This window comes from Microbacterium sp. NPDC057741, from assembly GCF_042798735.1.
Lineage (GTDB): Bacteria > Actinomycetota > Actinomycetes > Actinomycetales > Microbacteriaceae > Microbacterium.
In genome coordinates this window covers 417960-439677 of record NZ_JBHVJW010000003.1, presented here as the reverse complement: position 1 = coordinate 439677, position 21718 = coordinate 417960, and the positions used below count along the sequence as shown (strand labels likewise).

24 protein-coding genes are annotated in these 21718 nt (G+C 69.5%); 4 read left to right on the top strand and 20 right to left on the bottom strand.

Translation table 11 applies throughout. The features are described 5' to 3' along the window. Window positions 1-55 precede the first annotated feature (55 nt). The 5 genes from ACFVDO_RS13030 to ACFVDO_RS13010 form a co-directional block, all read right to left on the bottom strand. Entirely contained in the window at window positions 56-1300 is a 1245-nt protein-coding gene (locus ACFVDO_RS13030; RefSeq protein ID WP_378857746.1) for an ABC transporter substrate-binding protein, read from the bottom strand. Between the two features lie 118 nt (window positions 1301-1418). Continuing rightward, window positions 1419-2339, bottom strand: coding sequence for an EamA family transporter RarD (gene rarD / locus ACFVDO_RS13025; protein WP_378857747.1), 921 nt, complete (start codon window positions 2337-2339; stop codon window positions 1419-1421). A gap of 77 nt (window positions 2340-2416) precedes the next feature. After that, window positions 2417-2713 (bottom strand): co-chaperone GroES, encoded by a 297-nt coding sequence (gene groES, locus ACFVDO_RS13020; RefSeq protein WP_017203655.1) that lies wholly within the window; start codon window positions 2711-2713, stop codon window positions 2417-2419. Window positions 2714-2855: 142 nt separating this feature from the next. Next, entirely contained in the window at window positions 2856-3503 is a 648-nt protein-coding gene (locus ACFVDO_RS13015; RefSeq protein ID WP_378857748.1) for a response regulator, read from the bottom strand. Beyond that, the gene (locus tag ACFVDO_RS13010) at window positions 3491-4717 is read right to left on the bottom strand and encodes a sensor histidine kinase (protein WP_378857749.1); all 1227 of its coding nucleotides are present in this window, start codon (window positions 4715-4717) and stop codon (window positions 3491-3493) included. Before ACFVDO_RS13010 ends, ACFVDO_RS13015 begins: the two co-directional genes overlap by 13 nt. 200 nt (window positions 4718-4917) lie before the next feature. Here ACFVDO_RS13010 and ACFVDO_RS13005 point away from each other — a divergent pair, with 200 nt between their 5' ends. After that, window positions 4918-6105, top strand: coding sequence for an SAM-dependent methyltransferase (locus tag ACFVDO_RS13005; RefSeq protein ID WP_378857750.1), 1188 nt, complete (start codon window positions 4918-4920; stop codon window positions 6103-6105). A 3-nt stretch (window positions 6106-6108) separates the two neighbouring features. Here ACFVDO_RS13005 and ACFVDO_RS13000 read toward each other — a convergent pair whose 3' ends face one another. The 7 genes from ACFVDO_RS13000 to tsaB all read right to left on the bottom strand — a co-directional run bounded on the left by ACFVDO_RS13000 (window position 6109) and on the right by tsaB (window position 10864). Beyond that, the gene (locus tag ACFVDO_RS13000; protein WP_378857751.1) at window positions 6109-6975 is read right to left on the bottom strand and encodes a hypothetical protein; all 867 of its coding nucleotides are present in this window, start codon (window positions 6973-6975) and stop codon (window positions 6109-6111) included. A gap of 58 nt (window positions 6976-7033) precedes the next feature. Beyond that, window positions 7034-7237, bottom strand: a complete 204-nt coding sequence (locus ACFVDO_RS12995; RefSeq protein WP_378857752.1) for a hypothetical protein — start codon at window positions 7235-7237, stop codon at window positions 7034-7036. Window positions 7238-7239: 2 nt separating this feature from the next. Further along, window positions 7240-7977, bottom strand: coding sequence for a hypothetical protein (locus ACFVDO_RS12990; RefSeq protein WP_378857753.1), 738 nt, complete (start codon window positions 7975-7977; stop codon window positions 7240-7242). Window positions 7978-8321: 344 nt separating this feature from the next. After that, window positions 8322-8765 carry a hypothetical protein gene (locus ACFVDO_RS12985; RefSeq protein ID WP_378857754.1) on the bottom strand — a complete coding sequence of 148 codons (444 nt, stop codon included), beginning with the start codon at window positions 8763-8765 and terminating at the stop codon, window positions 8322-8324. After that, entirely contained in the window at window positions 8762-9838 is a 1077-nt protein-coding gene (tsaD, locus tag ACFVDO_RS12980) for a tRNA (adenosine(37)-N6)-threonylcarbamoyltransferase complex transferase subunit TsaD (protein ID WP_378857755.1), read from the bottom strand. Before tsaD ends, ACFVDO_RS12985 begins: the two co-directional genes overlap by 4 nt. Further along, complete coding sequence (gene rimI, locus ACFVDO_RS12975) at window positions 9831-10250, bottom strand: ribosomal protein S18-alanine N-acetyltransferase (protein ID WP_378857807.1); 420 nt, start codon at window positions 10248-10250, stop codon at window positions 9831-9833. The genes tsaD and rimI overlap by 8 nt, the downstream gene beginning before the upstream one ends. 35 nt (window positions 10251-10285) lie before the next feature. Further along, the gene (tsaB, locus tag ACFVDO_RS12970; protein WP_378857756.1) at window positions 10286-10864 is read right to left on the bottom strand and encodes a tRNA (adenosine(37)-N6)-threonylcarbamoyltransferase complex dimerization subunit type 1 TsaB; all 579 of its coding nucleotides are present in this window, start codon (window positions 10862-10864) and stop codon (window positions 10286-10288) included. 93 nt (window positions 10865-10957) lie between these two features. Here tsaB and ACFVDO_RS12965 point away from each other — a divergent pair, with 93 nt between their 5' ends. Continuing rightward, window positions 10958-11854, top strand: a complete 897-nt coding sequence (locus ACFVDO_RS12965) for a tetratricopeptide repeat protein (RefSeq protein WP_378857757.1) — start codon at window positions 10958-10960, stop codon at window positions 11852-11854. A 21-nt stretch (window positions 11855-11875) separates the two neighbouring features. Here ACFVDO_RS12965 and tsaE read toward each other — a convergent pair whose 3' ends face one another. From tsaE to coaA, 7 genes are all read right to left on the bottom strand, one after another. Then, window positions 11876-12358: a tRNA (adenosine(37)-N6)-threonylcarbamoyltransferase complex ATPase subunit type 1 TsaE gene (tsaE, locus tag ACFVDO_RS12960; RefSeq protein ID WP_378857758.1), complete on the bottom strand. Its 483-nt coding sequence runs from the start codon at window positions 12356-12358 to the stop codon at window positions 11876-11878. After that, entirely contained in the window at window positions 12355-13455 is a 1101-nt protein-coding gene (alr, locus tag ACFVDO_RS12955) for an alanine racemase (RefSeq protein WP_378857759.1), read from the bottom strand. The genes tsaE and alr overlap by 4 nt, the downstream gene beginning before the upstream one ends. Then, window positions 13452-13829, bottom strand: coding sequence for a holo-ACP synthase (locus tag ACFVDO_RS12950; protein ID WP_378857760.1), 378 nt, complete (start codon window positions 13827-13829; stop codon window positions 13452-13454). Before ACFVDO_RS12950 ends, alr begins: the two co-directional genes overlap by 4 nt. 164 nt (window positions 13830-13993) lie before the next feature. Further along, a complete protein-coding gene (locus ACFVDO_RS12945; RefSeq protein WP_378857761.1) occupies window positions 13994-14485 on the bottom strand; it encodes an SRPBCC family protein in 492 nt (163 codons plus the stop codon). Next, window positions 14482-14844, bottom strand: coding sequence for an ArsR/SmtB family transcription factor (locus tag ACFVDO_RS12940; protein WP_378857762.1), 363 nt, complete (start codon window positions 14842-14844; stop codon window positions 14482-14484). Before ACFVDO_RS12940 ends, ACFVDO_RS12945 begins: the two co-directional genes overlap by 4 nt. 146 nt (window positions 14845-14990) lie before the next feature. Then, window positions 14991-16835: a glutamine--fructose-6-phosphate transaminase (isomerizing) gene (glmS, locus tag ACFVDO_RS12935; RefSeq protein ID WP_378857763.1), complete on the bottom strand. Its 1845-nt coding sequence runs from the start codon at window positions 16833-16835 to the stop codon at window positions 14991-14993. A 123-nt stretch (window positions 16836-16958) separates the two neighbouring features. After that, window positions 16959-17897: a type I pantothenate kinase gene (gene coaA / locus ACFVDO_RS12930; RefSeq protein ID WP_378857764.1), complete on the bottom strand. Its 939-nt coding sequence runs from the start codon at window positions 17895-17897 to the stop codon at window positions 16959-16961. An 80-nt stretch (window positions 17898-17977) separates the two neighbouring features. Between coaA and lepB the strand changes: the two genes are divergently transcribed. Beyond that, window positions 17978-18694: a signal peptidase I gene (lepB, locus tag ACFVDO_RS12925; RefSeq protein WP_378857765.1), complete on the top strand. Its 717-nt coding sequence runs from the start codon at window positions 17978-17980 to the stop codon at window positions 18692-18694. Here the strand turns inward: lepB and ACFVDO_RS12920 are convergent. Then, window positions 18683-19690 (bottom strand): MauE/DoxX family redox-associated membrane protein, encoded by a 1008-nt coding sequence (locus ACFVDO_RS12920; RefSeq protein WP_378857766.1) that lies wholly within the window; start codon window positions 19688-19690, stop codon window positions 18683-18685. The genes lepB and ACFVDO_RS12920 overlap by 12 nt on opposite strands. A 293-nt stretch (window positions 19691-19983) precedes the next feature. Here ACFVDO_RS12920 and ACFVDO_RS12915 point away from each other — a divergent pair, with 293 nt between their 5' ends. Further along, window positions 19984-21531 carry a sugar transferase gene (locus tag ACFVDO_RS12915; RefSeq protein WP_378857767.1) on the top strand — a complete coding sequence of 516 codons (1548 nt, stop codon included), beginning with the start codon at window positions 19984-19986 and terminating at the stop codon, window positions 21529-21531. Window positions 21532-21718 lie beyond the last annotated feature (187 nt).

The following is a 21718-nucleotide window of genomic DNA, read 5'->3' as shown; positions in this document are numbered from 1 at the left end:
ACGAGAACGGGCCCGGATGCCGAAGCATCCGGGCCCGTTCTGCTGTCAGCGGGACTTACTTGATCCGCTTGAAGGTGTTGCCGGCGCCGTACTCGTAGACGCCCATCGCGGCACCCTGCGGGTTGTGGTCCTTGTCGAAGGTCACGTCACCGGAGTAGCCGTTGTAGTCGATCTTCTTGCCGTCGTTGATGAGCTTGGCGCAGTCGGCGAACGACGTGCACGCCTCGCCCTTGCCCGAGCCGCCGGAGATCTCGATCAGCTGGTCGGCGATGTCCTTGCCCTTGTCGGAGTTCGCCTGCAGCGCGCCGAGTGCCATCAGGATGACGGCGTCGTACGCCTCGGCCGAGTAGGTCTGCGACTTGAGCTCGCCGTTGCCCTTGGCCTTCCACACGTCGTTGAGCTGCTTGATGAAGTCCTCCGGCAGGTCAGCGCCGGCCTTCGTGCCCTTCGACCCGGTCAGGTCGACCGGCAGGTCGGGGTAGTCGTACAGGTTGCCGTCGACCAGGTACAGCGCGCTGGTGTCGATGCCGGCGTTCTTCAGCAGCGGTGCGATCGTCTTGAACTGGTCGTACGAGACGACGGCGACGGCGTCGGGCTTTGCCGCGGCGATCTCGGCCACCTGGGCGTTGAACTGTCCGTCGCCCTGGTTGTACGAGGCCTCGGCGACGACCTTGCCGCCGGTGCCCTCGAAGACCTCCTTGATGGCGCCTTCGAGACCCTTGCCGTAGGGGTCGTTCTGGTAGATGATTCCGAGCGACTTGTGCTCGTCCTCGGCGATCGTGTTGGCCAGGACCTCGCCCTGCAGGTAGTCGCTGGGCGCGGTGCGGAAGTACAGCGGGCTGAGGCCTGCGAAGTCGACGCCGGTGTTCGACGGCGAGATCGCGAGGATGCCGGCGCTGGTGTTGCCGTCGACGATCAGCTTGGTGACGCCGGACGATGCAGCGCCGACGAGCGTGGTGATGCCCTCGCTCTGCAGCTTCTGCATCGAGGTCTCGTACGCCTTGTTGTCGAGGTCGCCCTCGTCGGCGGTGCTGAGCTTGATGGTGACGCCCGCGTCGGCCTTGTTGACCTGGTCAACGGCGAGCTGCACGCCGGCCTCCATGGGCGGTCCGAGGAACGCCAGCGCGCCGGTCGACGGCAGCAGCGATCCCATCTTCAGGGTGACGTCCGCCGCTGCGGGCTTGTCACCACCGCTCTTGTCGCCGCTGTCGCTGGGCGTGCTGCAGCCCGCCAGGACGAGCGCTGTGGCGCTGGCCAGCGCGATGCCGGCGAAGATCCGCGTCTTTCGCGAAGTCTTCATTGCGTTCATGGTGCTCCCTTGCTAAATGAACGTGGTCGACCCACCTTCGGGTGTATCCACCCTAGGCGGTCGTGCTGAAGACGACGACGGGATCAGGTTTCAGTGCGTTAACGATCCGTCACACGAGTTCGACCGGGCCGGTCGCCGTCGAGGCCCGCCCGCGTCGCGCCTGCAGAGCGAGGTCCACGACGAAGACCGCGATCGCGATCCACACCAGCACGAACCCGGCCCAGCGCTCCGGCGGCATGGGCTCGCCCAGCAGGAGCCAGCCGACCAGGAACTGCATGATCGGGGTGATGAACTGGATCATTCCGACCAGGCTCAGAGCGACGCGGCGGGTGCCGGCGGCGAACAGCAGCAGCGGGATGGCGGTGGCGACGCCGGCGAACGACACCAGCACGGTGTTCAGCGTGCCGGAGCTGCCATAGGTGATGCCGCCGTCCTGTGCGACGAAGAACAGGATCACGCCGGCGATCGGGATCAGCCAGAACGACTCCAGGGTCAGGCCGCTCGTGGCATCCACCGCCGGCCCGATCTTCTTCTTGACCAGGCCGTAGAGGCCGAACGAGGCGGTCAGCGACAGGGCGATCCACGGGAACGTGCCGTGCGCGACGATGATCACGATCACGGCCAGCGCGGCGATGCCGATCGCGATCCACTGCAGCCGCCGGATGCGCTCATGCAGCACGAGCACGCCCAGCAGCACCGTCGTGATCGGGTTGATGAAGTAGCCGAGGGCCGACTCTACGACCTGGCCGCCCAGGGTGGCCAGCACGAAGACCTGCCAGTTGACGTAGATCAGCGCGCCGGCGAGCGCGGTGAGCCCGAGCAGCTTGGGCTGCTTGACGATCGCGATCAGCGCGGGCCAGCCGCGCGTGACGGTGAGCAGCAGCAGGCAGAAGACCAGCGAGAGCAGCACGCGCCAGGCGACCAGCTCCCAGGGCCCTATGGGCTTGAGCAGGATGAAGTAGAGCGGCAGGACGCCCCAGATCAGGTATGCGCCGACCGTGTACAGCACCCCGGCGGTCTTCGAGTTCACCGGTAAAGCCTACGGGGTACGACGAAGGGCCCGGATGCGTGGCATCCGGGCCCTTCTTCAGCGTGACGAAGCGTGCGTCAGCGGACGACGACCGCGAGCACGTCGCGGGCCGACAGGACGAGGAACTCGTCCGCGCCGAACTTGACCTCGGTGCCGCCGTACTTGCTGTAGAGCACGCGGTCGCCCACGGCGACGTCGAGCGGGACGCGGTTGCCGTTGTCGTCGATGCGGCCGGGGCCCACGGCCACGACCTCGCCCTCCTGGGGCTTCTCCTTGGCGGTGTCGGGGATGACCAGGCCACTCGCGGTGGTCTGCTCGGCCTCGACCTGCTTGATGACGATACGGTCCTCGAGCGGCTTGATGGAAACCGACACGGTCTACCTCTTTCTCGGCTGAACAATCAGAAGACTGGTTCGCACTCTCAGGGGGAGAGTGCTAATCCCAGTGTAGGCGGTCGGCTGGCACTCACGCAATGCGAGTGCCAGCATCCGGCGCCTCCCTTGCAGCCCCGGCTGCTCACCTGCGCCGGTCGAGGTAGGTGAGCACGGCGCGCACGCGGCGGTGCCTGCTCTCGGTCGGGTCGAGCCCGAGCTTCGTGAAGATGCTGCCGATGTGCTTGTGCACGGCGTTCTCCGTCACGTACAGGCGTTCGCCGATCTGCCCGTTGCCCTGCCCCGAAGCCATCAGCGCCAGCACCTCGAGCTCACGCGGCGTGAGCCGGTCGAGCGGATCATGCGGACGCGGGGCCAGCAGCTGCCTGACGACCTCCTCATCCATCACGGTGCCGCCTTCCGCGACCGTGGTGACGGCGTCGACGAAGGCGCTCACCCGCGACACACGATCCTTCAGGAGGTAGCCGACGGCGCCGCGCTCATCGGCGATCAGCTCTCGGGCGTACTCCTGCTCGACGTACTGCGACAGCACGAGGACCGCGAGCTGCGGATGCCGCGCGCGGGCCTCGAGCGCGGCGCGGATCCCCTCGTCCCGGAAGTCCGGCGGCAGACGGACGTCGACGACGGCGACATCCGGCCGGTGCTCGTCGACCGCGTCGAGAAACGCGGGCGCATCCCCGGCGACGGCCGCCACCTCGAGCCCCCTGGTGCTGAGGATCAGCTCCAGCCCTTCGGCCAGGAGCACGTTGTCCTCGGCGATCACGACCCGCACGGCAGCTCCACCCTGACGACGGTGCGGCCGTCCTCGCGTGCGAAGTCCGCCGTGCCGTCGAGCGCCGCGACCCGTCGCCGGATGCCGCGGAGCCCGGAACCGCTGTCCTCGTCGAGCCCGCCGGTGCCATCGTCGCTCACCGACGCGGCGAGGATGCCGGAGGATCGGCGCTGCACGACGATCTCGGCATCGGTCGCGCCGCTGTGCTTGCCGATGTTCGCCAGAGCCTCCGCGATCACGAAGTAGGCGGCGGCCTCCACAGCCGCAGGCAGCTGCCCCAGGGGCTCGATGCGCACCCGCACCGGAACCGCGGAACGAGTCGCCAGAGATCGGACGGCGCCTTCCAGGCCGCGGTCGACGAGGATCGGCGGGTAGATCGTGCGCACCACGTCGCGCAGCTCGACCATCGCGCCCTCCGCAACCTCATGCGCCTCCGCGAGGAGACGCGACACCGTCTCGGGGTCCTCGGCCTCGCGTGCCAGGCCGATGCGCATGGACAGCGCTACCAGCTGTGCCTGCGCCCCGTCGTGCAGGTCGCGCTCGATGCGACGGAGCTCTGCGCCGTGCGCGTCGATCACACCGGAGCGGGTCTCCTCGACCCGGCTCACCCGCTCTGCGAGCAGCTCCGTTCGAGACGGCGTCAGGAGCCGCCGCGTCATCCGAGCGTGCGGCGTCGCGAGGAGCACCACGACGACACTGAGCAGCAGGCCGCCGGCGAGCTGGATCGCTCCGAGACCGAGTGCCTCGCCCCATCCGGTCACGGCGATGCCGAGGAACTGCACCGACGCACCGGCGGGCAGCGCCCACCACAGCGCGAGCATCGCGATCGTGCCGAGCACGATGCCGGCTGCGGCCAGCGCGAGCACGCCCAGCACCGTCGCCGTGAGGGCGTCCGCAGCCAGCCATCGCACGTCGCGCCAGGTGGCCGGATCCCGCAGCTGAGCGCGGAGCACAGCCGGCCCGTAACCGGCGTGCACGCGGCGGGCGGCCGTGCGCGGCTGCCGGATGACGGCGCCGGCACGATCATCGTTCGCGTCCGCCCAGCGGGCGAGCAGCCGCAGCAGCACGGGCAGGACCGCGAAGCCGACCAGCACGAGACACAGCACAGCGCCCGTGATCAGCAGCGAGAGCCCCACCAGGCTGATCAGCCCGCCACCCAGCCCGATCAGCGAATATCCGATGGCTCCGGCAGCTCTCCGAAGTCGTGTACGCATGTCTCTCCTCATCACATCGTGGCCGGTCTCGGCCGCGGGAGTCTCCAGCGTGACATCGGGCTGCACCCCGGCACACTACAGCTGACTGGAGGATCTTCGCTCCCGCTCACTGCCTTTCGAATCGCCTGATCGGCTGCATCCGGCGGCCGGATGCAGCCGGTCGCGCGATTCGAGACCATCTGGATCCGTAGGCTGAAGGGGTGGAGATGACCGAGCTGACCGCGCTGCTCACCCGCGACGGACTGGCGCTGCTCGACGAAGTCGGGCAGATCACGTCAGCGACGGAGGTCGCGAAGACCGTGTCGCGGCTGCGCGCCGCCGGGCACTCCCCCGACCTCGTGTCGGCCGTCGTCGGTCAGGCGCACCTGCGCGCGAAGGCGCAGGGCAAGTTCGGCGAGTTCGCCGACCGGATGCTGTTCACCCGAGCGGGCCTCGAGCAGGCGACGCGCCTGAACGTCGCCACGCTGCACGCGGTGCGGATGCGGCAGGCAGGCATCACGCATGTCTCGGATCTCGGATGCGGGATCGGCGGCGACGCCCTGGCGTTCGCCGGCGCAGGGCTGACGGTCCACGCCGTCGATGCCGACGACGTCACCGCGGCGATCGCCGCCTACAACCTCGCCCCGTTCGGCGATGAGGTGACCGTGTCGCACGGCACGGCGGAGGAGCATGCGGATGCCGCAGAGGGCGCGGTGTGGCTCGACCCGGCCCGGCGCACAGCCGGGCACTCCGAGACGCAGCGGACCGCGGCATCCGACTGGTCGCCGTCGCTGGACTGGTGCTTCGACCTTGCCGCGCGCGTGCCCGCCGGTATCAAGCTCGGCCCGGGCCTGGACCGCGACCTGATCCCCGACGACGTCGAGGCGCAGTGGGTCAGCGCCGACGGCAGCGTCGTCGAGCTGGTGCTGTGGAGCGGAGCGCTCGCGCGCCCCGGCGTCCGTCGCGCCGCGCTCGTGGTGCGCGGGGATGCGATGCACGAGCTGACCGGTCAGGCCGACGCAGGGGACGCTCCGGTGCGCGAGCTCGGCGCGTACCTGCACGAGCCCGACGGCGCTGTCATCCGCGCCCGCCTCATCGGCGACGCGGCGCGGATGCTGGAGGCCGGCATGCTCGACGAGCAGATCGCCTACCTGACCGGGGATGCCGCGCTCACCAGCCCGTTCGTGCAGTCGTTCCGGGTGCGCGAGACGATGGCGGCGCATCCGAAGACGATCAACGCGGCCCTGCGCGCGAACGACATCGGCCGGCTCGAGATCAAGAAGCGCGGCATGGACATCGATCCGGCCGCATTCCGGAAGAAGCTCACGCTGAAGGGGTCGCAGGAGGCGACACTGATCCTCACGCGCACGCCCGCCGGGCGCATCGCGATCCTCGCAGACCGGGTCTGACGCTCAGCCCGTCTGCTTGCCGGTGGTGTCGTCGATGGCGGGTCCGTCCGATCCGGATCCCTGGTTCCTGATCACCGTGACCACGGGACCGTGGTTCGTCATGCGCACGCTGTAGACCGCTCCGGGATGCTCGACCAGCACTTTCTCGCCTGTGTTGAGGTCGATGTCGCAGACGTTCGTCGTGACCTTCTCGGTATCGGCGACGTACAGGCAGGTCTTCTCACCCTGGGACAGCCAGATCGGGGTGTCACCGTCGTAGCCGACGATCTGCAGGAAGTTGCCGTCGGTGCCGGTCTCCTTCACGATGACCTTGGCGATGTCGAGCTCGGAGCCCTGGAACATCGTGGTCCAGTCCTGCGCGGCGTCCACCCATCTGTCGATGATGGCGACATACTCCCCGGCGGTGTCACGGACGAGGTAGGCCTGCACGGTCGCGCCCTCGGGCTTATCGAGCGGAGCGTTCACGCTGAGCTCCCCCAAGAAGCTTTGGTCCTCGTTCTTCGGATCCGGTGGCGTCGCGCACCCCGCGACGTCGTCGGGCAGCGGAGTGAGCATGATGCACTCCAGGTGAAGGTCGTTCTTCGTGGCGTACCAGGCGGTGATCCCGTACCGCTCACCCACCACCCGGATCGACCCTTGGTCGTACTTGCCGGATGCCTCGAACTCGGCCCACGCCTTCTGCTGCGCGGCCGTCATCGCCGGGCCGCTGTCCCGGCCGAACAGCAGCCAGCCCGCGCCCAGGCCGATGAGCAGTGCGGATGCCGCGACCGCTGCTGTGAAAAGGCTGCGTTTCCTGGTCGCCGCGCGGGCAGAACGAGGCGGATCCGTCTCAGAGCCCGCGGGTGCCTCCCGCCCGCCTTCGGAATCCACTGCTTCGTCAGTTCCGGTCTCAACCGTTGCGGGTATCCCCGGCGCCTCCACGGTCTCCTCAGCTCTGGTCTCGACCGTTGCGGGTCTCGCAGTCTCCGCACCCGCAACGGGTGAGACCGGAGCCCGTGCCGACGGGGGCAGGTGCGACCGCTCGCACCGCCGCCTGCAACCCGGCGAGCTCTTCCGCCTCGGCCGAGCTCAGCCCGCCGCCGGGGCCGTAGGCTCGACGCTGCAGTTCGCGAAGACGTTCGTTCTCCGGCATCCTCACTCCTCGACTTTGACGCCGTCGTCGCCGAGGACCGGCGCCTCGTGGCCGGCGAGCGTGATGAGCGCGGTCCCGTGGTTCGTCTCGCTCAGACCGTAGGTGGCGTTCGGCATCTCGATGACGACGTTCGATGCATCTACGTCGCACGACTGCTGAACGATCCCACCGAGGTTCGCGACGTAGAGACAGGTCTCGCCGTCCTGGGCGAGCCAGATCGGCGTCTCGCCGTCGTATCCGATGATCTCGAGGAAGCCGTCCTTGCCGGTCCTGTCGATGATCAGCTCGGCGAGCGTGCGCTCGTCGCCCTGGAACATGTCGAGCCATTGCGTGGGCTCATTCCGCCACTGCTGCAGGATGGCGGTCTGAACACCGCGCACGTCGCGAACGACGGCGGCGTTCACCACGGTGCCTTTGTCGTCCTCGAGATCGACCTGTGTCGACAGGGGTATCGGGAGGCCCTCCTGCTCACCGTCTCCGCGCTCAAGCGGTTGGCAGGCGATCGACACACCCTTGGTGGGAGTGAGCATGAGGCACTCCGTCGACGCCTTCTTCTGCGTCGCGTACCAGGCGGTGATCCCGTACTGCTCGCCGAGCATGCGGATCGATCCGGCGTCGTACTTGCCGGACGCCTCGAACTCGGTCCAGGCCTTCTGCTGCTCCGCGTCCATCGAGGGGCCGGCATCGCGGCCGAACAGCATCCAGCCGGCCCCGAGACCGATGAGAAGCGCGGATGCCACGGCCGCGAGCGTCAGAAGCGCTCGTTTCTTCCTGGGCGCGCCGGGTGCTTCGTCTCGTCGCTGCGCTCCTCGCTCAGGATCCGCGAAGGGCTCTGATCTCTCGGGCCGGTCGCGTCCTTCGTCTCGTCGCTGCGCTCCTCGCTCAGGATCCGGGGAAGGCTCAGGATCCGGGACAGCCACGACCTTCTCGGAGAGTCCAGTCCCCTCGCTTCCTGAGCGAGCGGAGCGAGACGAAGGACGCGCCTGCAACTCCGCGAGTTCGGCCGCCTCCTCGGTGCTCAGCCCGCCGCCCGCGCTGTAGGCCCGGCGCTGCAGTTCGCGAAGGCGTTCACCGTCCGGCATCCTCAGACCAGCCTCTCGAACTGCGCGAGCGCCCAGATCAGCCAGCCGGCGCTGAACACGGTGGCGGTGATCCCGAGCACGAGGGCCCAGATCGCGACGGCGCGGTTCTCGACCGGCCGGCGGATCGACATGATCGCCGCGATCACCGCGATGATCGCGACCGGGATGCCCCACCCGACGAACAGCGATGTGCACAGTGCGACGATGGCCGCGAACAGTGCCCACGGCGCCAGGCGGGTCTTGTCCTCGGCGTAGGGCTCCCCCGATGACGGCTCCCAGTCCGTGGCGATGCCTCCTGTGTCGGCATCCGGTCCTGTCATCACCGGTTCGACGCTGACCGGGCCGGTGGGCAGTTTGCTGTAGGTCTTCCGCGCGCCGGGCAGAGCCGCCGAGCCCTCCGGTCGCTCGACCTCGGGGCTGGGTTCTTCGACGTGCGGATCGCTCATGCCGGGCTGACCTGGATCTCGGTGACGGGCAGGGTGGAGTCGGCGCCGAACGCCAAGGTCGACGCACCGCGGCCCGACGCGATCAGTTCGGCGGCGAGCGCGGCGATCATTGCGCCGTTGTCGGTGCACAGGCTGAGCGGCGGGATGCGCACCGTGACGCCCGCGGCCGCGGCTCGCTCGAGGGTCACGTCGCGCAGCCGGCGGTTGGCGATCACGCCGCCGCCGAGCAGCAGGCGGGGCACGTCCAGGTCCTCGCAGGCGGCCAGTGCCTTCGTCACCAGGACGTCGACCACGGCCTCGCGGAAGCTGGCCGCGACGTCCGCCACCGGGATCTCCTGTCCCTCGGCCTGTGCGCGTTCGATCCAGCGCGCGACGGCGGTCTTCAGTCCCGAGAACGAGAAGTCGTAGCGGTGCTTCGCCATGTCGGATGCTCGCGACAGTCCGCGCGGGAACCGGATCGCCTTCGGATCGCCGTCGGCGGCGGCCTTGTCGATCTGCGGTCCGCCGGGATACGGAAGCCCCAGTAGCCGGGCGACCTTGTCGAAGGCCTCCCCCGCCGCGTCGTCGACGGTCTCGCCGAGCAGTTCGACGTCGGTGGTCAGGTCACGCACGTGCAGCAGCGAGGTGTGCCCGCCGCTGACCAGCAGCGCGATGGTCGGGTACTCGAGCGGCTCGGTCTCGGGGGTGAGGATGTCGGCGGCGATGTGCCCGACCAGGTGGTTCACCGCGTACAGCGGCTTGCCGAGCGAGACCGCGAGGCCCTTCGCGGCGCCGACGCCGACCATGAGCGCTCCGGCCAGACCAGGGCCACTGGTCACGGCGACCGCGTCGAGGTCGTCGAGGTCGACCTGCGCCTCCGCGAGTGCGGCCTCGATCGAGGGCTGCAGTGCCTCGAGGTGCGCGCGGGCGGCGACCTCGGGCACGACCCCGCCGTAGCGGGCGTGCTCGTCCATGCTCGAGGCGATCGTGTTCGAGAGCAGCGTGCGTCCTCGGACGATGCCGATGCCGGTCTCGTCGCAGCTCGTCTCGATGCCGAGGACGAGAGGTTCCCGGGTCGTCGAGGGTTCAGGCATCCTGCGCCTTCCGGTTCAGTTCGATCTTCATGATGATCGCGTCGACTCCACCCTTGTAGTACCTCGGGCGGCGGCCGATCTCGGCGAAGCCCTCCGACAGGTACAGCGCCTGGGCCACCTCGTTGTCGTCGCGCACCTCGAGGAACGTGTCGCGCGCACCGCGCTCGCGCGCCAGGTCCAGCAGCAGGCGCAGCATCCGCCGGCCCCGACCCTGTCCGCGGAACGCGGGGTCCAGTGCGATCGTCTGGATGTCGGAGTCGGGTGCGCCGCGCAGGGCGCGCACGCCCCCGTAGCCGACGACGCGGCCGTCCTCCTCGTCGACGAGGTAGCGGTTGTGCTCGCTGGCGATCTCGGCGGCCATGGTCTGCTCGCTCCATGCGTCGTCGGGGAACGACGAGTTCTCGAGGGCCATGATCGCGTCGAGGTCACTGGTCTCGGCCGTGCGGATCACAGCCGCACCTGCTTCGGCACCTTCACGTCCGGATGCCGCAGGTACAGCGGCTCCTCGCCCGCGAGAGTGCGTCCGGCGGCGAGCGCCGCGGCGCCGACCCTGGCGAGAGCCGCGGCGTCGATCGTGGCCACGACGACCGTGGGGATGTCGAACTCGGCATCCTGCGGCTCGAGACGGGTCGGCTCGACCAGGACCGGGATGCCGTCGGCATCCGTGCCCTCGAAGACGCTGACCGCGATCTCGCGGCGGCGCGCGTCGGTGACGATCGCGAAACGGTCCTCGCGCCCCTGTGCGAGGGCGGCGGCGAAGTGGCTGGGGACGGGGATGACCGGGAGGCCGCGGCCGAGCGCGAAGGTGCGCGCGGCGGCGATTCCGATGCGCAGTCCAGTGAACGGGCCTGGACCCATGCCTGCGACCACGTGCGTGATGCCGGGACGGCTGACGCCCTGCAGCAGGTCACCGATCACCTCGGCGTGTCCGAGGGGGTTGGCGCTGCCCGCATCGGCGACGGTCGTGCCGTCGTCGGCGACGACTGCGACGGCCGAGCCCAGCGAGGTGTCGACGGCGAGTATCACGCTGTCCAGCGTAGTCGGGGCGGGGTGGGAGAGCCCTGCGCGGCCCCGGCTGCAATGCCCGACGGCGGAGTGCGGGTTGGATACTGTCATCGCATGAGCTACGAGACCGCGTCCCAGCTGCTGACCGACCCCGATGCGCCCGCCGAGCAGCTCCACGAGGCCGCGATCTCGCTGCGCGGCGCGTTCGAGCGCGCGGAGCACACGATCGGCCTGCTGCCGGGTGGCGCCGACGACGTGATGGTGCGCGCCTACCGCGCGGCGGCGGATCGCGGCTCGGTTCCGGCGATGCTCGAACTGGGTTCGCTGTACGCCTCGGGCGCCGTCGCACCCTGGGCTCCCCACCCCGGCAAGGACGTCGCCCAGGCCATCGAACTGTTCCGCCGTGCGGATGCCGCCGGCTCGCGCGAAGGCGCACTTGCGTGGACCCGCACCGCCTACTTCGCCCGCGATGAGGAGGCCGAGGAGCAGGCCGTCGGCCGTCTGACCGATCTGCACGACGAGGACCGGCAGAACGCGGACGTGCTGCTGCTGGTGGGCCACTTCCTCAGCCAGGGGTACGGCTTCGAGCAGAATCAGGCCGAGGCGCTGCCGTTCTTCGAGGCCGCGGCGGCACACGGGAATGCGGATGCCGCCTTCGAGCTGAGCATCATCCACTCGAACGGCCTCGGAGTGCCCGCCGACCCCACCGCCGGCGTGGAGTGGACCCGCCGCGCGGCCGACCTCGGCAGCGCCCGCGCCCAGTCGAACCTCGGCGGCATGTACGCGATGGGACAGGGCGTCGACAAGGACCCCGCCGCGGCGGTCGAGTGGTACGGCCGCGCCGGCGAAAACGGTCACGCCAGGGCGGCATTCATCGCCGGGGTGATGCTGCTGCGCGGAGACGACGGTCTCGAGGCCGATTCCGCCGCGGCGGAGGAGCAGTTCGCCACCGCAGAGGAGTTCGGCCTCGACGTCGACGAAGCGCTGGAAGGTCTCGGCATCAGTCGCTGAGCGCGCCCGGATGCCCCGGGCTCAGGCCTCGACGCGGGCGATCGTGACGATGCGGGGAGCGTCGGCGTCGAGCTCCTCGTCGGCGAGGTCGTCATCGCCGCCGACCGGGCGCTCGAGCTCGATGTCCCACCAGGCATCCGTGACTGCGGCGGCCATCGGGCGGCCCCATTCGATGACGACGACCGAGTGGGCGAAGTCGATGTCGAGGTCGTCCAGCTCGTCGGCCGAGCCCAGACGATAGGCGTCGACATGCACCAGCGGCGCACCGCCGACCAGTGACGGGTGCGTGCGGGCGATCACGAAGGTCGGGCTCTGCACGGGCCCGCGGACGCCGAGGCCCTCGGCGAGTCCGCGGGTGAACGTGGTCTTGCCCGCGCCCAGCGGGCCGGTGAGCACCAGCACGTCTCCTGCCCGCAGGCGCGCGCCGACGCGGTGCCCGAGCGTCTCCATGTCGTCGGAGGTCGCGATCTCCCGTCGCCCGACGAACTCCTCGAGCCCGCTCATCGGACGTCCCGGCGCGGAACGCGGCTTCCGATGCGGGTCACGATCTCGTAGTTGATCGTGCCCGCTGCATCAGCCCAGTCGGTCGCCGAGGGCTGGCCGAGCGTCGGATCACCGAACACGATGACCTCGTCGCCGGGGGCGACCTGCGCATCGCCGACGTCGACGACGAACTGGTCCATCGCGATGCGGCCGGCGACGCGGAACCGCTTGCCGCCGATCTGCACCGGCCCCCGGTCGGATGCCTGCCGCGGAATGCCGTCCGCGTACCCGAGCGGCACGAGGGCGAGCGTGGTCTCGCGCTCGGTGCGGTAGGCGTAGTCGTAGGAGACTCCGGTGCCGGCCGGCACACGACGCACGGCATCCACCGCGGCGCGCAGCGTCATGGCGGGCCGCAGGCCGAGGTCGGCCGAGCTGCGGTCGGCGAACGGCGAGAGACCGTACATCCCGATGCCGATGCGCACCGCGTCGAGGCGGGTGTCCGGTCGGTCGATCGCGGCGGCCGTCGCGGCCAGGTGCCGGATCTCGGGGTGGATGCCGACGGACGCCGCCTGCTCGACCGCCGTGTTGAACACGGCGAGCGCGGCCGCGTCGTCCTCCGCCGAGGCGTTGGACAGGTGGCTGAACATGCCGACGACGCGGATGTGCCCGATGCGCTCCAGACGCGCGGCCTCGGCGAAGGCCCGCGCGCGCTCCTCCGGTGAGAGCCCGTTGCGGCTGAGCCCCGTGTCGAGCTTGAGGTGCACGGCGGTCGTGCCCGGAGCGGATGCCGCGGACTGCAGCTGCTGCATCGACGAGACGCCGATCTCGATGCCGGCCTCGGCCGCATCGTCGAACCGGCGGTCCGCCGCGTGCAGCCAGGCCATCACCGGGGCGTTGATCCCGGCTCGGCGCAGTTCGAGGGCCTCCTCGACGGTTGCGGTGCCGAGCCTGCCGGCGCCGCCCGCGAGGGCCGCCGTGGCGGCATCCACCGCGCCGTGGCCGTAGCCGTTCGCCTTCACGACGCCGATGATCTCGGTGGCGGTGAGGCGCCGCAGGTGCCGCACGTTGTCGGAGATCGCATCGAGGTCGATCGTGGCCTCGCGGAACGGCGCGCTCATTCGGGGTCCCTTTCCTGGATGTCCGGCCCTTCGGCGATGACCTGCGCGATCGCGAGGCCCGCGTCATGGCTCAGGCTGAGATGCAGGGTGCGGATGCCACGCTCGGAGACGACGTCGGACGTCGACCCGGTGAGCACGAAGTAGGGCTTGCCTGAGGGCTCGGAGGCGATCTCGATCTCGGTCCAGTGCACGCCGTCCGAGCCGCCGAGCGCCTTGATCAGCGCCTCCTTCGCGGCGTACCGCGCGGCGAGCGACCGCAGGTTCAACTGCTGCTCGGAGTCCGTGAACAGACGCTCCAGCAGCCTCGGCGTCCGAGCGACCGAGCGCTCGAACCGCGGGATGTCGACGAGGTCGATTCCGGTCCCGATGATCACCGGATCAGCCTACCGGGGGCCGGTGTGCGGGACTCGCGGGGTGCGGAACCGCTCACGGACGGCGGAGGTTTCTGCACGTGGCGACGGATTCCGCGGCGTACTGTCCGCCGGACGCAGATCCTGCCGCCATCTGCACGGCACTCGGCCCGCAGGCCGGTGTGGGATCAGAGGGCGCCGAACCGAGCCTCGTACTCCGGCGAGAGCTCGGCGAAGCGGGCATCCCACTCCGCCGTCACGGGCTGGCCCGTGACCTCTCCCTCGAGCCGTTCGAGGTACGTCTGCCAGCCGGCGCCGTAGAAGATCGAGCGGATGCCGGTGTGCACGAGACGCATCCGGGTGCCGCCCTCGACCTCGTCGAGCGTGACGACGAGCTCGGTCGGCTCCTCCTCGACGGCGTGCCAGGTCGTCGTGAACGACCTCGGCGGGTCGCAGGCCGTGATGGTGCCGGTGGCCCACGACGGTTCGTCGCCCACAGCGGCGACGGCCCATGTGCCGCCGAGGCGCAGGTCGCCGGTGTACTCGACCATCCAGCGCGCGAGTCGCTCGCGGTCGGTGATCGCCTGCCAGAGGTCCAGGATGCCGGTGGCGTAGACGTCCTCGTAGACGAGCCGGTATCCGGACGGGTGCTTCTCGATGACGGGACTGGTGATGCTCATGAGATCTTCCTCTCCCTGTTCTCGTTGTCGCGATCGGATGCCGCACGGCGACCCCGCGCGACTTCGGTGTGCAGTGCGTCCAGACGCTGCGCGAGCGGATCGGTCAGCCGCGCGAGGGCTCGGGATGCGGCATCCACTCCCGCGCGATCCAGCGCGTAGATCCGGTGCGTGCCCTCGGCGCGCACCGTCGCGAAGCCGTTCTCGCGGAGCACCCGCAGGTGCTGCGAGACGGCCGGCTGCGAGATGCCGAACTCGCTGCGCGCGATGTCGGTCAGCACGCCCGCCGACTGCTCGCCCAGGGCGAGCACCGCGAGCAGGCGCCGCCGCACGGCATCCGCGAGGACCTCGAACTCATGCACGCTCGAACTATATAATCCTTCACTTATGTTTGCAATGGGTACAGAAAACGGCCCCGAAGTGCTCAGCCGGTCCCCACGCCTCCGGGGATGACGACGGATGCCCCGGAGCAGAGCTCCGAGGCATCCGAGAGTCCGAACTCCGAGACTCACTCCACCGTGACCGACTTCGCCAGGTTGCGGGGCTGGTCGACGTCGAGGCCCTTCGCGGTGGCGAGCGCCATGGCGAAGATCTGCAGCGGCACGACAGCCAGCACCGGCTCGAAGAGAGCCCCTGCCAGAGGAATCCTGATGACCTCGTCGGCGAAGGGCAGCACGGCGGCGTCGCCCTCTTCCGCGACGACGATCACGCGGGCACCGCGAGCGCGGATCTCCTGGATGTTCGAGACGACCTTCGAGTGGATCAGAGCCGAGTGGCGCGGCGAAGGCACCAGCACGAACACGGGCTGACCGGCCTCGATCAGGGCGATCGGGCCATGCTTGAGCTCACCGGCGGCGAAGCCCTCGGCGTGGATGTACGAGATCTCCTTGAGCTTGAGCGCGCCTTCGAGCGCGATCGGGTACCCGACGTGGCGGCCGAGGAAGAGCACCGAGCGGGTGTCGGCCATCCAGCCGGCCAGCTGCGAGACGTGCTCCTGCTCCTCCGCCAGCACCTGTGCGACCTTGTCCGGCAGCGAGTGCAGCTCGGCGACCTCGGCCGTGGCATCCGCATGCGTGCCGCGCACCCGGCCCATGTGCAGGCCGAGCAGCAGCAGCGCGGTGATCTGCGCCGAGAACGCCTTGGTCGACGCCACAGCGACCTCGGGGCCCGCGTGCGTGTAGACGACGGCGTCGGACTCCCTCGGGATCGTCGCACCCTGGGTGTTGCAGATCGACAGCGTGCGCGCGCCGCGCTCGCGGGCGTACTTGACCGCCATCAGCGTGTCCATGGTCTCGCCGGACTGGCTGATCGAGACGACCAGCGTCTCATCGCCGATCACCGGGTCGCGGTAGCGGAACTCATGCGCGAGCTCCACCTCGACGGGCACGCGCGCCCACTGCTCGACGGCGTATTTGCCTACCAGCGCGGCGTACGACGCGGTGCCGCACGCAGTGATGATCACTCGGTTGATGCCGGTGAACAGTTCGTCGAGACCCTCGAGCTCCGGGATGATCACCTGACCCTCCTGGATGCGGCCGCGGATGGTGTTCGCCACGGCCTCGGGCTGCTCGGCGACCTCCTTGGCCATGAACGACGACCAGCCGCCCTTCTCGGCGGCGGCGGCGTCCCAGGACACCTCGAACGGCTGCGCCTCGACCGGGTTGCCCTCGAAGTCGGTGACGGTCACCGCGTCGGGCGTGATCGCGACGATCTGGTCCTGCCCGATCGCGAGCGCGTTGCGGGTGTGCTCGACGAACGCGGCGACGTCGGAGCCGAGGAAGTTCTCCCCCTCGCCCAGGCCGATCACGAGCGGCGAGTTGCGGCGAGCGCCGACCACCAGGCCGGGCTGGTCCTGGTGCATCGCGAGCAGCGTGAACGCACCCTCGAGACGGTTGACGACGCTCTGGAAGGCTGTGGCCAGATCGCCGGTGCGACGGTACTCCTGGCCGAGCAGCGCGGCGGCCACCTCGGTGTCGGTCTCGCTGTGGAACGTGACGCCCGCATCGGCCAGTTCGGCACGCAGGACGGAGAAGTTCTCGATGATGCCGTTGTGGATGACGGCAAGCCTGCCGTCATCGGCCAGGTGCGGGTGCGCATTGCCGTCGGTCGGACCGCCGTGGGTCGCCCAGCGGGTGTGCCCGATACCCGTGCTGCCGTCCGGCAGCGCAGCATCCGCCAGCGAGTCCCGCAGGACGGCGAGCTTGCCGGCCTTCTTGCGCATGCCGAGTTCGCCGGCCTCATCGATCACGGCGATGCCGGCGGAGTCATAGCCGCGGTATTCAAGACGGGCGAGCCCGGCGAGCAGGATGTCCTGGCTGGGCCGCGGGCCCACGTATCCGACGATTCCACACATGGGTTCAAGGGTAAGGGCGCGGATTTGCGAGGGTTCCGTACCAATCCTTCGTCTCTCGCGGATCCTGAGCGAGCGGAGCGAGACGAAGGGCGCTCAGGAACCGGAGCAGGATGCCGGAAGTCGTCAGACCTTCCGCAGCTGGACCCTCTCCACCGCGTGATCGGCCCCCTTGCGCAGCACGAGCGTCGCGCGGTGCCTGGTGGGCAGCACGTTCTCGAGCAGGTTGGGCATGTTGATCTCGTTCCAGTACCCCATCGCCGTGGTGACCGCCTCATCATCGGTGAGGTGCGCGAACACGTTGAAGTACGACGACGGGTTGGTGAACGCGCCCTTGCGCAGCGCGAGGAACCGGTCGACGTACCACTGCGCGATGTGCGCGGGGTCGGCGTCGACGTAGATCGAGAAGTCGAACAGGTCGCTGACGGCGACGTCGTTCGGCGCGGGCGGGGGCTGCAGCACATTCAACCCCTCCACGATGACGACGTCGGGGCGGCGCACCACGACCGTGGCATCCGGGATGATGTCGTACCGCATGTGCGAGTAGAAGGGGGCGCGCACCTCGGCCGCGCCGCTCTTGACCTCGGTGAGGAACGACAGCAGTGCACGGCGGTCGTAGGACTCCGGGAAGCCCTTGCGATCCATCAGGCCGCGTCGCTCGAGCTCGGCGTTCGGGTAGAGGAATCCATCGGTGGTGACGAGCTCGACGCGCGGGGTTCCCGGCCAGCGGCTCATCAGCTCGCGCAGCAGGCGGGCGATCGTCGATTTTCCGACCGCCACGGAACCCGCCACGCCGACGACGAACGGAGTCGTCGAGTCGGGCTCCTGCAGGAATGCGCTGGTCGCCGCACCCAGTCCCTTCGACGAGGTGGCATACAGGCTGAGCAGTCTGCTCAACGGCAGATACACCTCGCGGACCTCGGTGAGGTCGAGCCGGTCGCCGATGCCGCGGAGCTCGACGACCTCGGTCTCGCTGAGCGGCTGGTCGAGTCCGGCGGCGAGCCGCGACCACTCCGCGCGATCGATCGCGCGGTACGGAGACAGCGGCTGAGTCGGGTCGTTCACGGGTTACATGGTATCCGCGCGTCGAAGGAGGCCGTGCTCCAGCACCGGATGCCGCAGACGTGCGGCTCTAGGCTGTTCCCATGACCGAGGACGTCGCCAGCACACCACGGCGTCCGCTCTGGCGGCGCATCACCGGCAGCACCTGGTTCCATCTGATCGCGGCCTTCATCGTGGTGGGCGCTCTCCTGTCGTTCGTGGCGAAGCCCTTCTGGGTGCCGTCCGGCTCGATGGAGCAGACCCTGCAGGTGGGTGACCGGGTCCTGGTGAACCGGCTGGCCTACGTCGGGGATGCGCAGCCCGGCGACGGCGACATCATCGTGTTCAATGCCGACGTGACCTGGGGCGAGCATGCCTCCGCCGGCGAGAACCCGCTCAAGGCGGCGCTGCGCTGGCTCGGCGAGGTCAGCGGGTTCGGCCCTTCCGGCGAGCACACCCTGATCAAGCGGGTGATCGCGGGGCCGGGGCAGACCGTGTCGTGCTGCTCCGCCGACGGACGGATGCTCGTCGACGGCAAGCCCGTCGACGAGCCGTACGTCTTCGAGGACTTCCCGTTCGAACCGGGAACGCTGGACTGCGATTCCACGCCCCGCTCGATGCGCTGCCTGCCCGAGGTGACGGTGCCGAAGGGCTCGTACCTCGTGCTCGGAGATCATCGGTCGAACTCGGCCGACGGCGCGTATCCGTGTCGGGGGCAGAAGGACCCCGATCCCGGATGCTGGCGCTGGGCGCATGACGACGACATCGTGGGCCGTGCGGTCGTCATCCTCTTCCCCTTCGACAGGTGGTCAGGTCTCTGACACGGGCCGCTCGCCGTGCAGACTCTCGTAGACGTCGGCGATGAACTCCGTGATCGCCGCTGTTCCCGTCACGGGCCCGCCTGCCAGCATCCCGTCGGCGCCGAGCAGCACCGCGCTGGGCGTGATCCTGATGCCGAGCGAGTCGTAGGCGTAGCGCTCCATGTCGTGCAGCGACTGCGGCTCCTCGCGCTCCGCGATCCCGGAGACTTCAGGGGCCTCGCGCAGCAGCATCCGCACCGACACCTCGGGCAGCAGTTCCCGCCACGCCGGCACCTGCGCGATGACATCGGCGCACGACCCGCATCCCGGTTTGACGGCCAGCAGCAGCAGCGGCTGGCGGATGCTGAGCGCGCGGAGGTTGACCTGCTCGCCGTCCGCCAGGGTGAGCGGCACAGCGGGAGTGAGCGAGCGGACGTAGTCGAGCAGTTCGTCGTCACCGACGGACGGCGTCGGCGCGGGATCCACAGCATCCGTCGCCTGCGCCGGTACCGGCCACATCGTGAGCGCGACCGTCACCGCGGCGGCCGCGAGACCGACACCCCAGGTCCAGCCTGCTCCGCCGAGCTCCACGACCGTACCGCCGAGCAGCGGACTCATCCATGTCGTCGACGCCGCAGCGAGCGCGAGCAGCACGTACCAGCCGTTGCGCACCGCAGTCATGGGCACGATGCGCTTTCGGGCTCCGAAGCAGGCACATGAGGCGTCGGTGCCGGTCCGCAGCACCCGCACGACGAACACGAGGTATCCGACCATCAGCACCAGCGCGACGAGGGCAGCGAGGGCGCCCGGCACGCCGCCGAGCAGGACCAGGGCAGCGCCGAGCATGAGCTCACCCCACGGATGCAGCGCCAGGAGCCAGGTCCGGCGCAGCGCCGCCGGGACCCCCAGATCGGCCCAGCCGGAGAGGTCGTCCGGGTGACGGAGCTTGGCGATTCCGCTCGCGATCAGGACAGCCGCGAGGAGCAGCGCGGGGAGGGCGATCAGGGCGGCCGGCACCGTCTCATGCTAGCCAGGTGCCCCCTGCCGAGGCCGCTGCGCAACTCGGCTCAAGAAGTGCTTTCAGATCTGGCCGCGATGCACTAGAGTCAGCAACGTTCGCATCGTTGTCTGCGAGCCCCACCGTGTGGGAACGGTGACGGCACATCGTGATGTGGGATCACGTGGGCAGACAACCCGAGGGGTCGGTGTGTGCGGACGAACCGCGTGTCTCGTTGCGCGCGGCTGGGGAAACTACTGGGGATAATGATGCGCTGGGGACTGCGTTTCATGCTGGCTCGGGGAGCCTGGGCATGACTTCCGTGGAGGACGCTCTGAGCGTCACTCGCACCCGTCAGGCATTCGTGCCTGCGACGGTTCCGTCGACGACCCTCCTCGTCGATGATCACGCTGTCGCGCCCGCTTCGGTCGCTCCGCGCGCTTCGGCGACGCTCGAGCGCCGACTCACCTGGGAACGGCGATACCGTCACCGGCTCGGCCTGACCGACGCCATGGTGATCGTTGTCGCGGCCAGCGCCACCGCCATCAGCAGCATGCTCTTCGGCGGTGCCCCCGCCGTCGCCCTCCTGCAGAGCGTGCTGCTGATGGCGGTCTGGTTCTCGGTGCTCACCGCGATGCACACGCGCCAGGCGGCGCTGTTCCGCACCAGCATCTCCGAGTACCGCGGGGTCGTGCATGCCACAGGCCTCGCCTTCGGATTCCTGGCGATCCTCGCGGTCGCCCTTCGACTGCCCGACATGCAGATGACGATGCTCATCGCGCTTCCGGGCGGGCTGTTCGCACTGTTGATGACGCGCTGGACGTGGCGCCGCTGGCTGACCGGCCAGCGGAGTCTGGGCCGGTTCGCCTCGCGCACCCTCGTGGTCGGCAACCGTGTCGACGTCGAGTACGTGCTGCGACGTCTGCACCCGATCGGCTCGTCCGGATACCAGGTGCTCGCGGCCACTCTGCTCGACGGCAACGCCCGTGACCTCGAGATCGACGGCACCCGTTTCCCCGTGTTCGGCAACGTGAGCACAGTCGCCGACGTCGCCGCCCAGCTCGGCGCCGACACGATCGTGGTGGCGAGCCGCCCCGACGGCGACCCGGAGTTCATCAAGCAGCTCAGCTGGCAGCTCGAGGGCACGGCCGCCGAGCTGGTGCTCTCGAACCCGCTCACCGATGTGGCGGGTCCCCGCATGACGTTCCAGCCGGTCGACGGTCTGCCGCTGATCCAGGTGGAGATGCCGTCGTACCAGGGCGGGCGGCACCTTCTCAAGCGGGCGCTGGACGTGACGGTCGCGACCGTGGCTCTGATTCCGATCGCGCTGATCACGCCGGTCCTCGCGCTGCTGATCAAGGTGGACAACGCGGGCCCGGTGTTCTTCTTCCAGGAGCGGGTGGGCCGCGACGGCCGCACGTTCCGGATGGTCAAGTTCCGCTCGATGCGCACGGATGCCGAGAAGCAGCTGGCTGCGCTGAAGGAGCAGAACGAGGGCGCCGGCGTGCTCTTCAAGATGAAAGACGATCCTCGGGTGACCCGCGTCGGCAGGGTGCTGCGCAAGCTGTCCCTCGACGAGCTGCCGCAGTTCTGGAACGTACTCACCGGCGACATGAGCGTGGTGGGGCCGCGCCCGCCGCTGCGCAGTGAGGTCGACGCCTACGAGCAGATCGTGTACCGCCGCCTGTACCTCAAGCCCGGCATCACCGGCCTGTGGCAGGTGTCCGGCCGCTCCGACCTGTCCTGGGAGGAGAGCGTCCGGCTCGACCTGCGCTACGTGGAGAACTGGTCGGTTCTGGGCGACCTGCAGATCATGTGGCGCACGGCCAAAGTCATGATCCAGCCGAGCGGCGCGTATTGATGCGCCGGCTCGACGGGGACGGCGGCCCCTGAGACTGGATCCGCGGCCACGCCCTCCCTCGCCGGGCCCCCTCCCCAGCAACCCGGCGAAACGTGGCCGCGGGTCCTTCCAAGAGAAGAACGAAGCGAAGTATTGTGAGAACAGGGAGCGATGTCCGCCGTGTGGAGGCGGCGGACGTCGGTGAGTT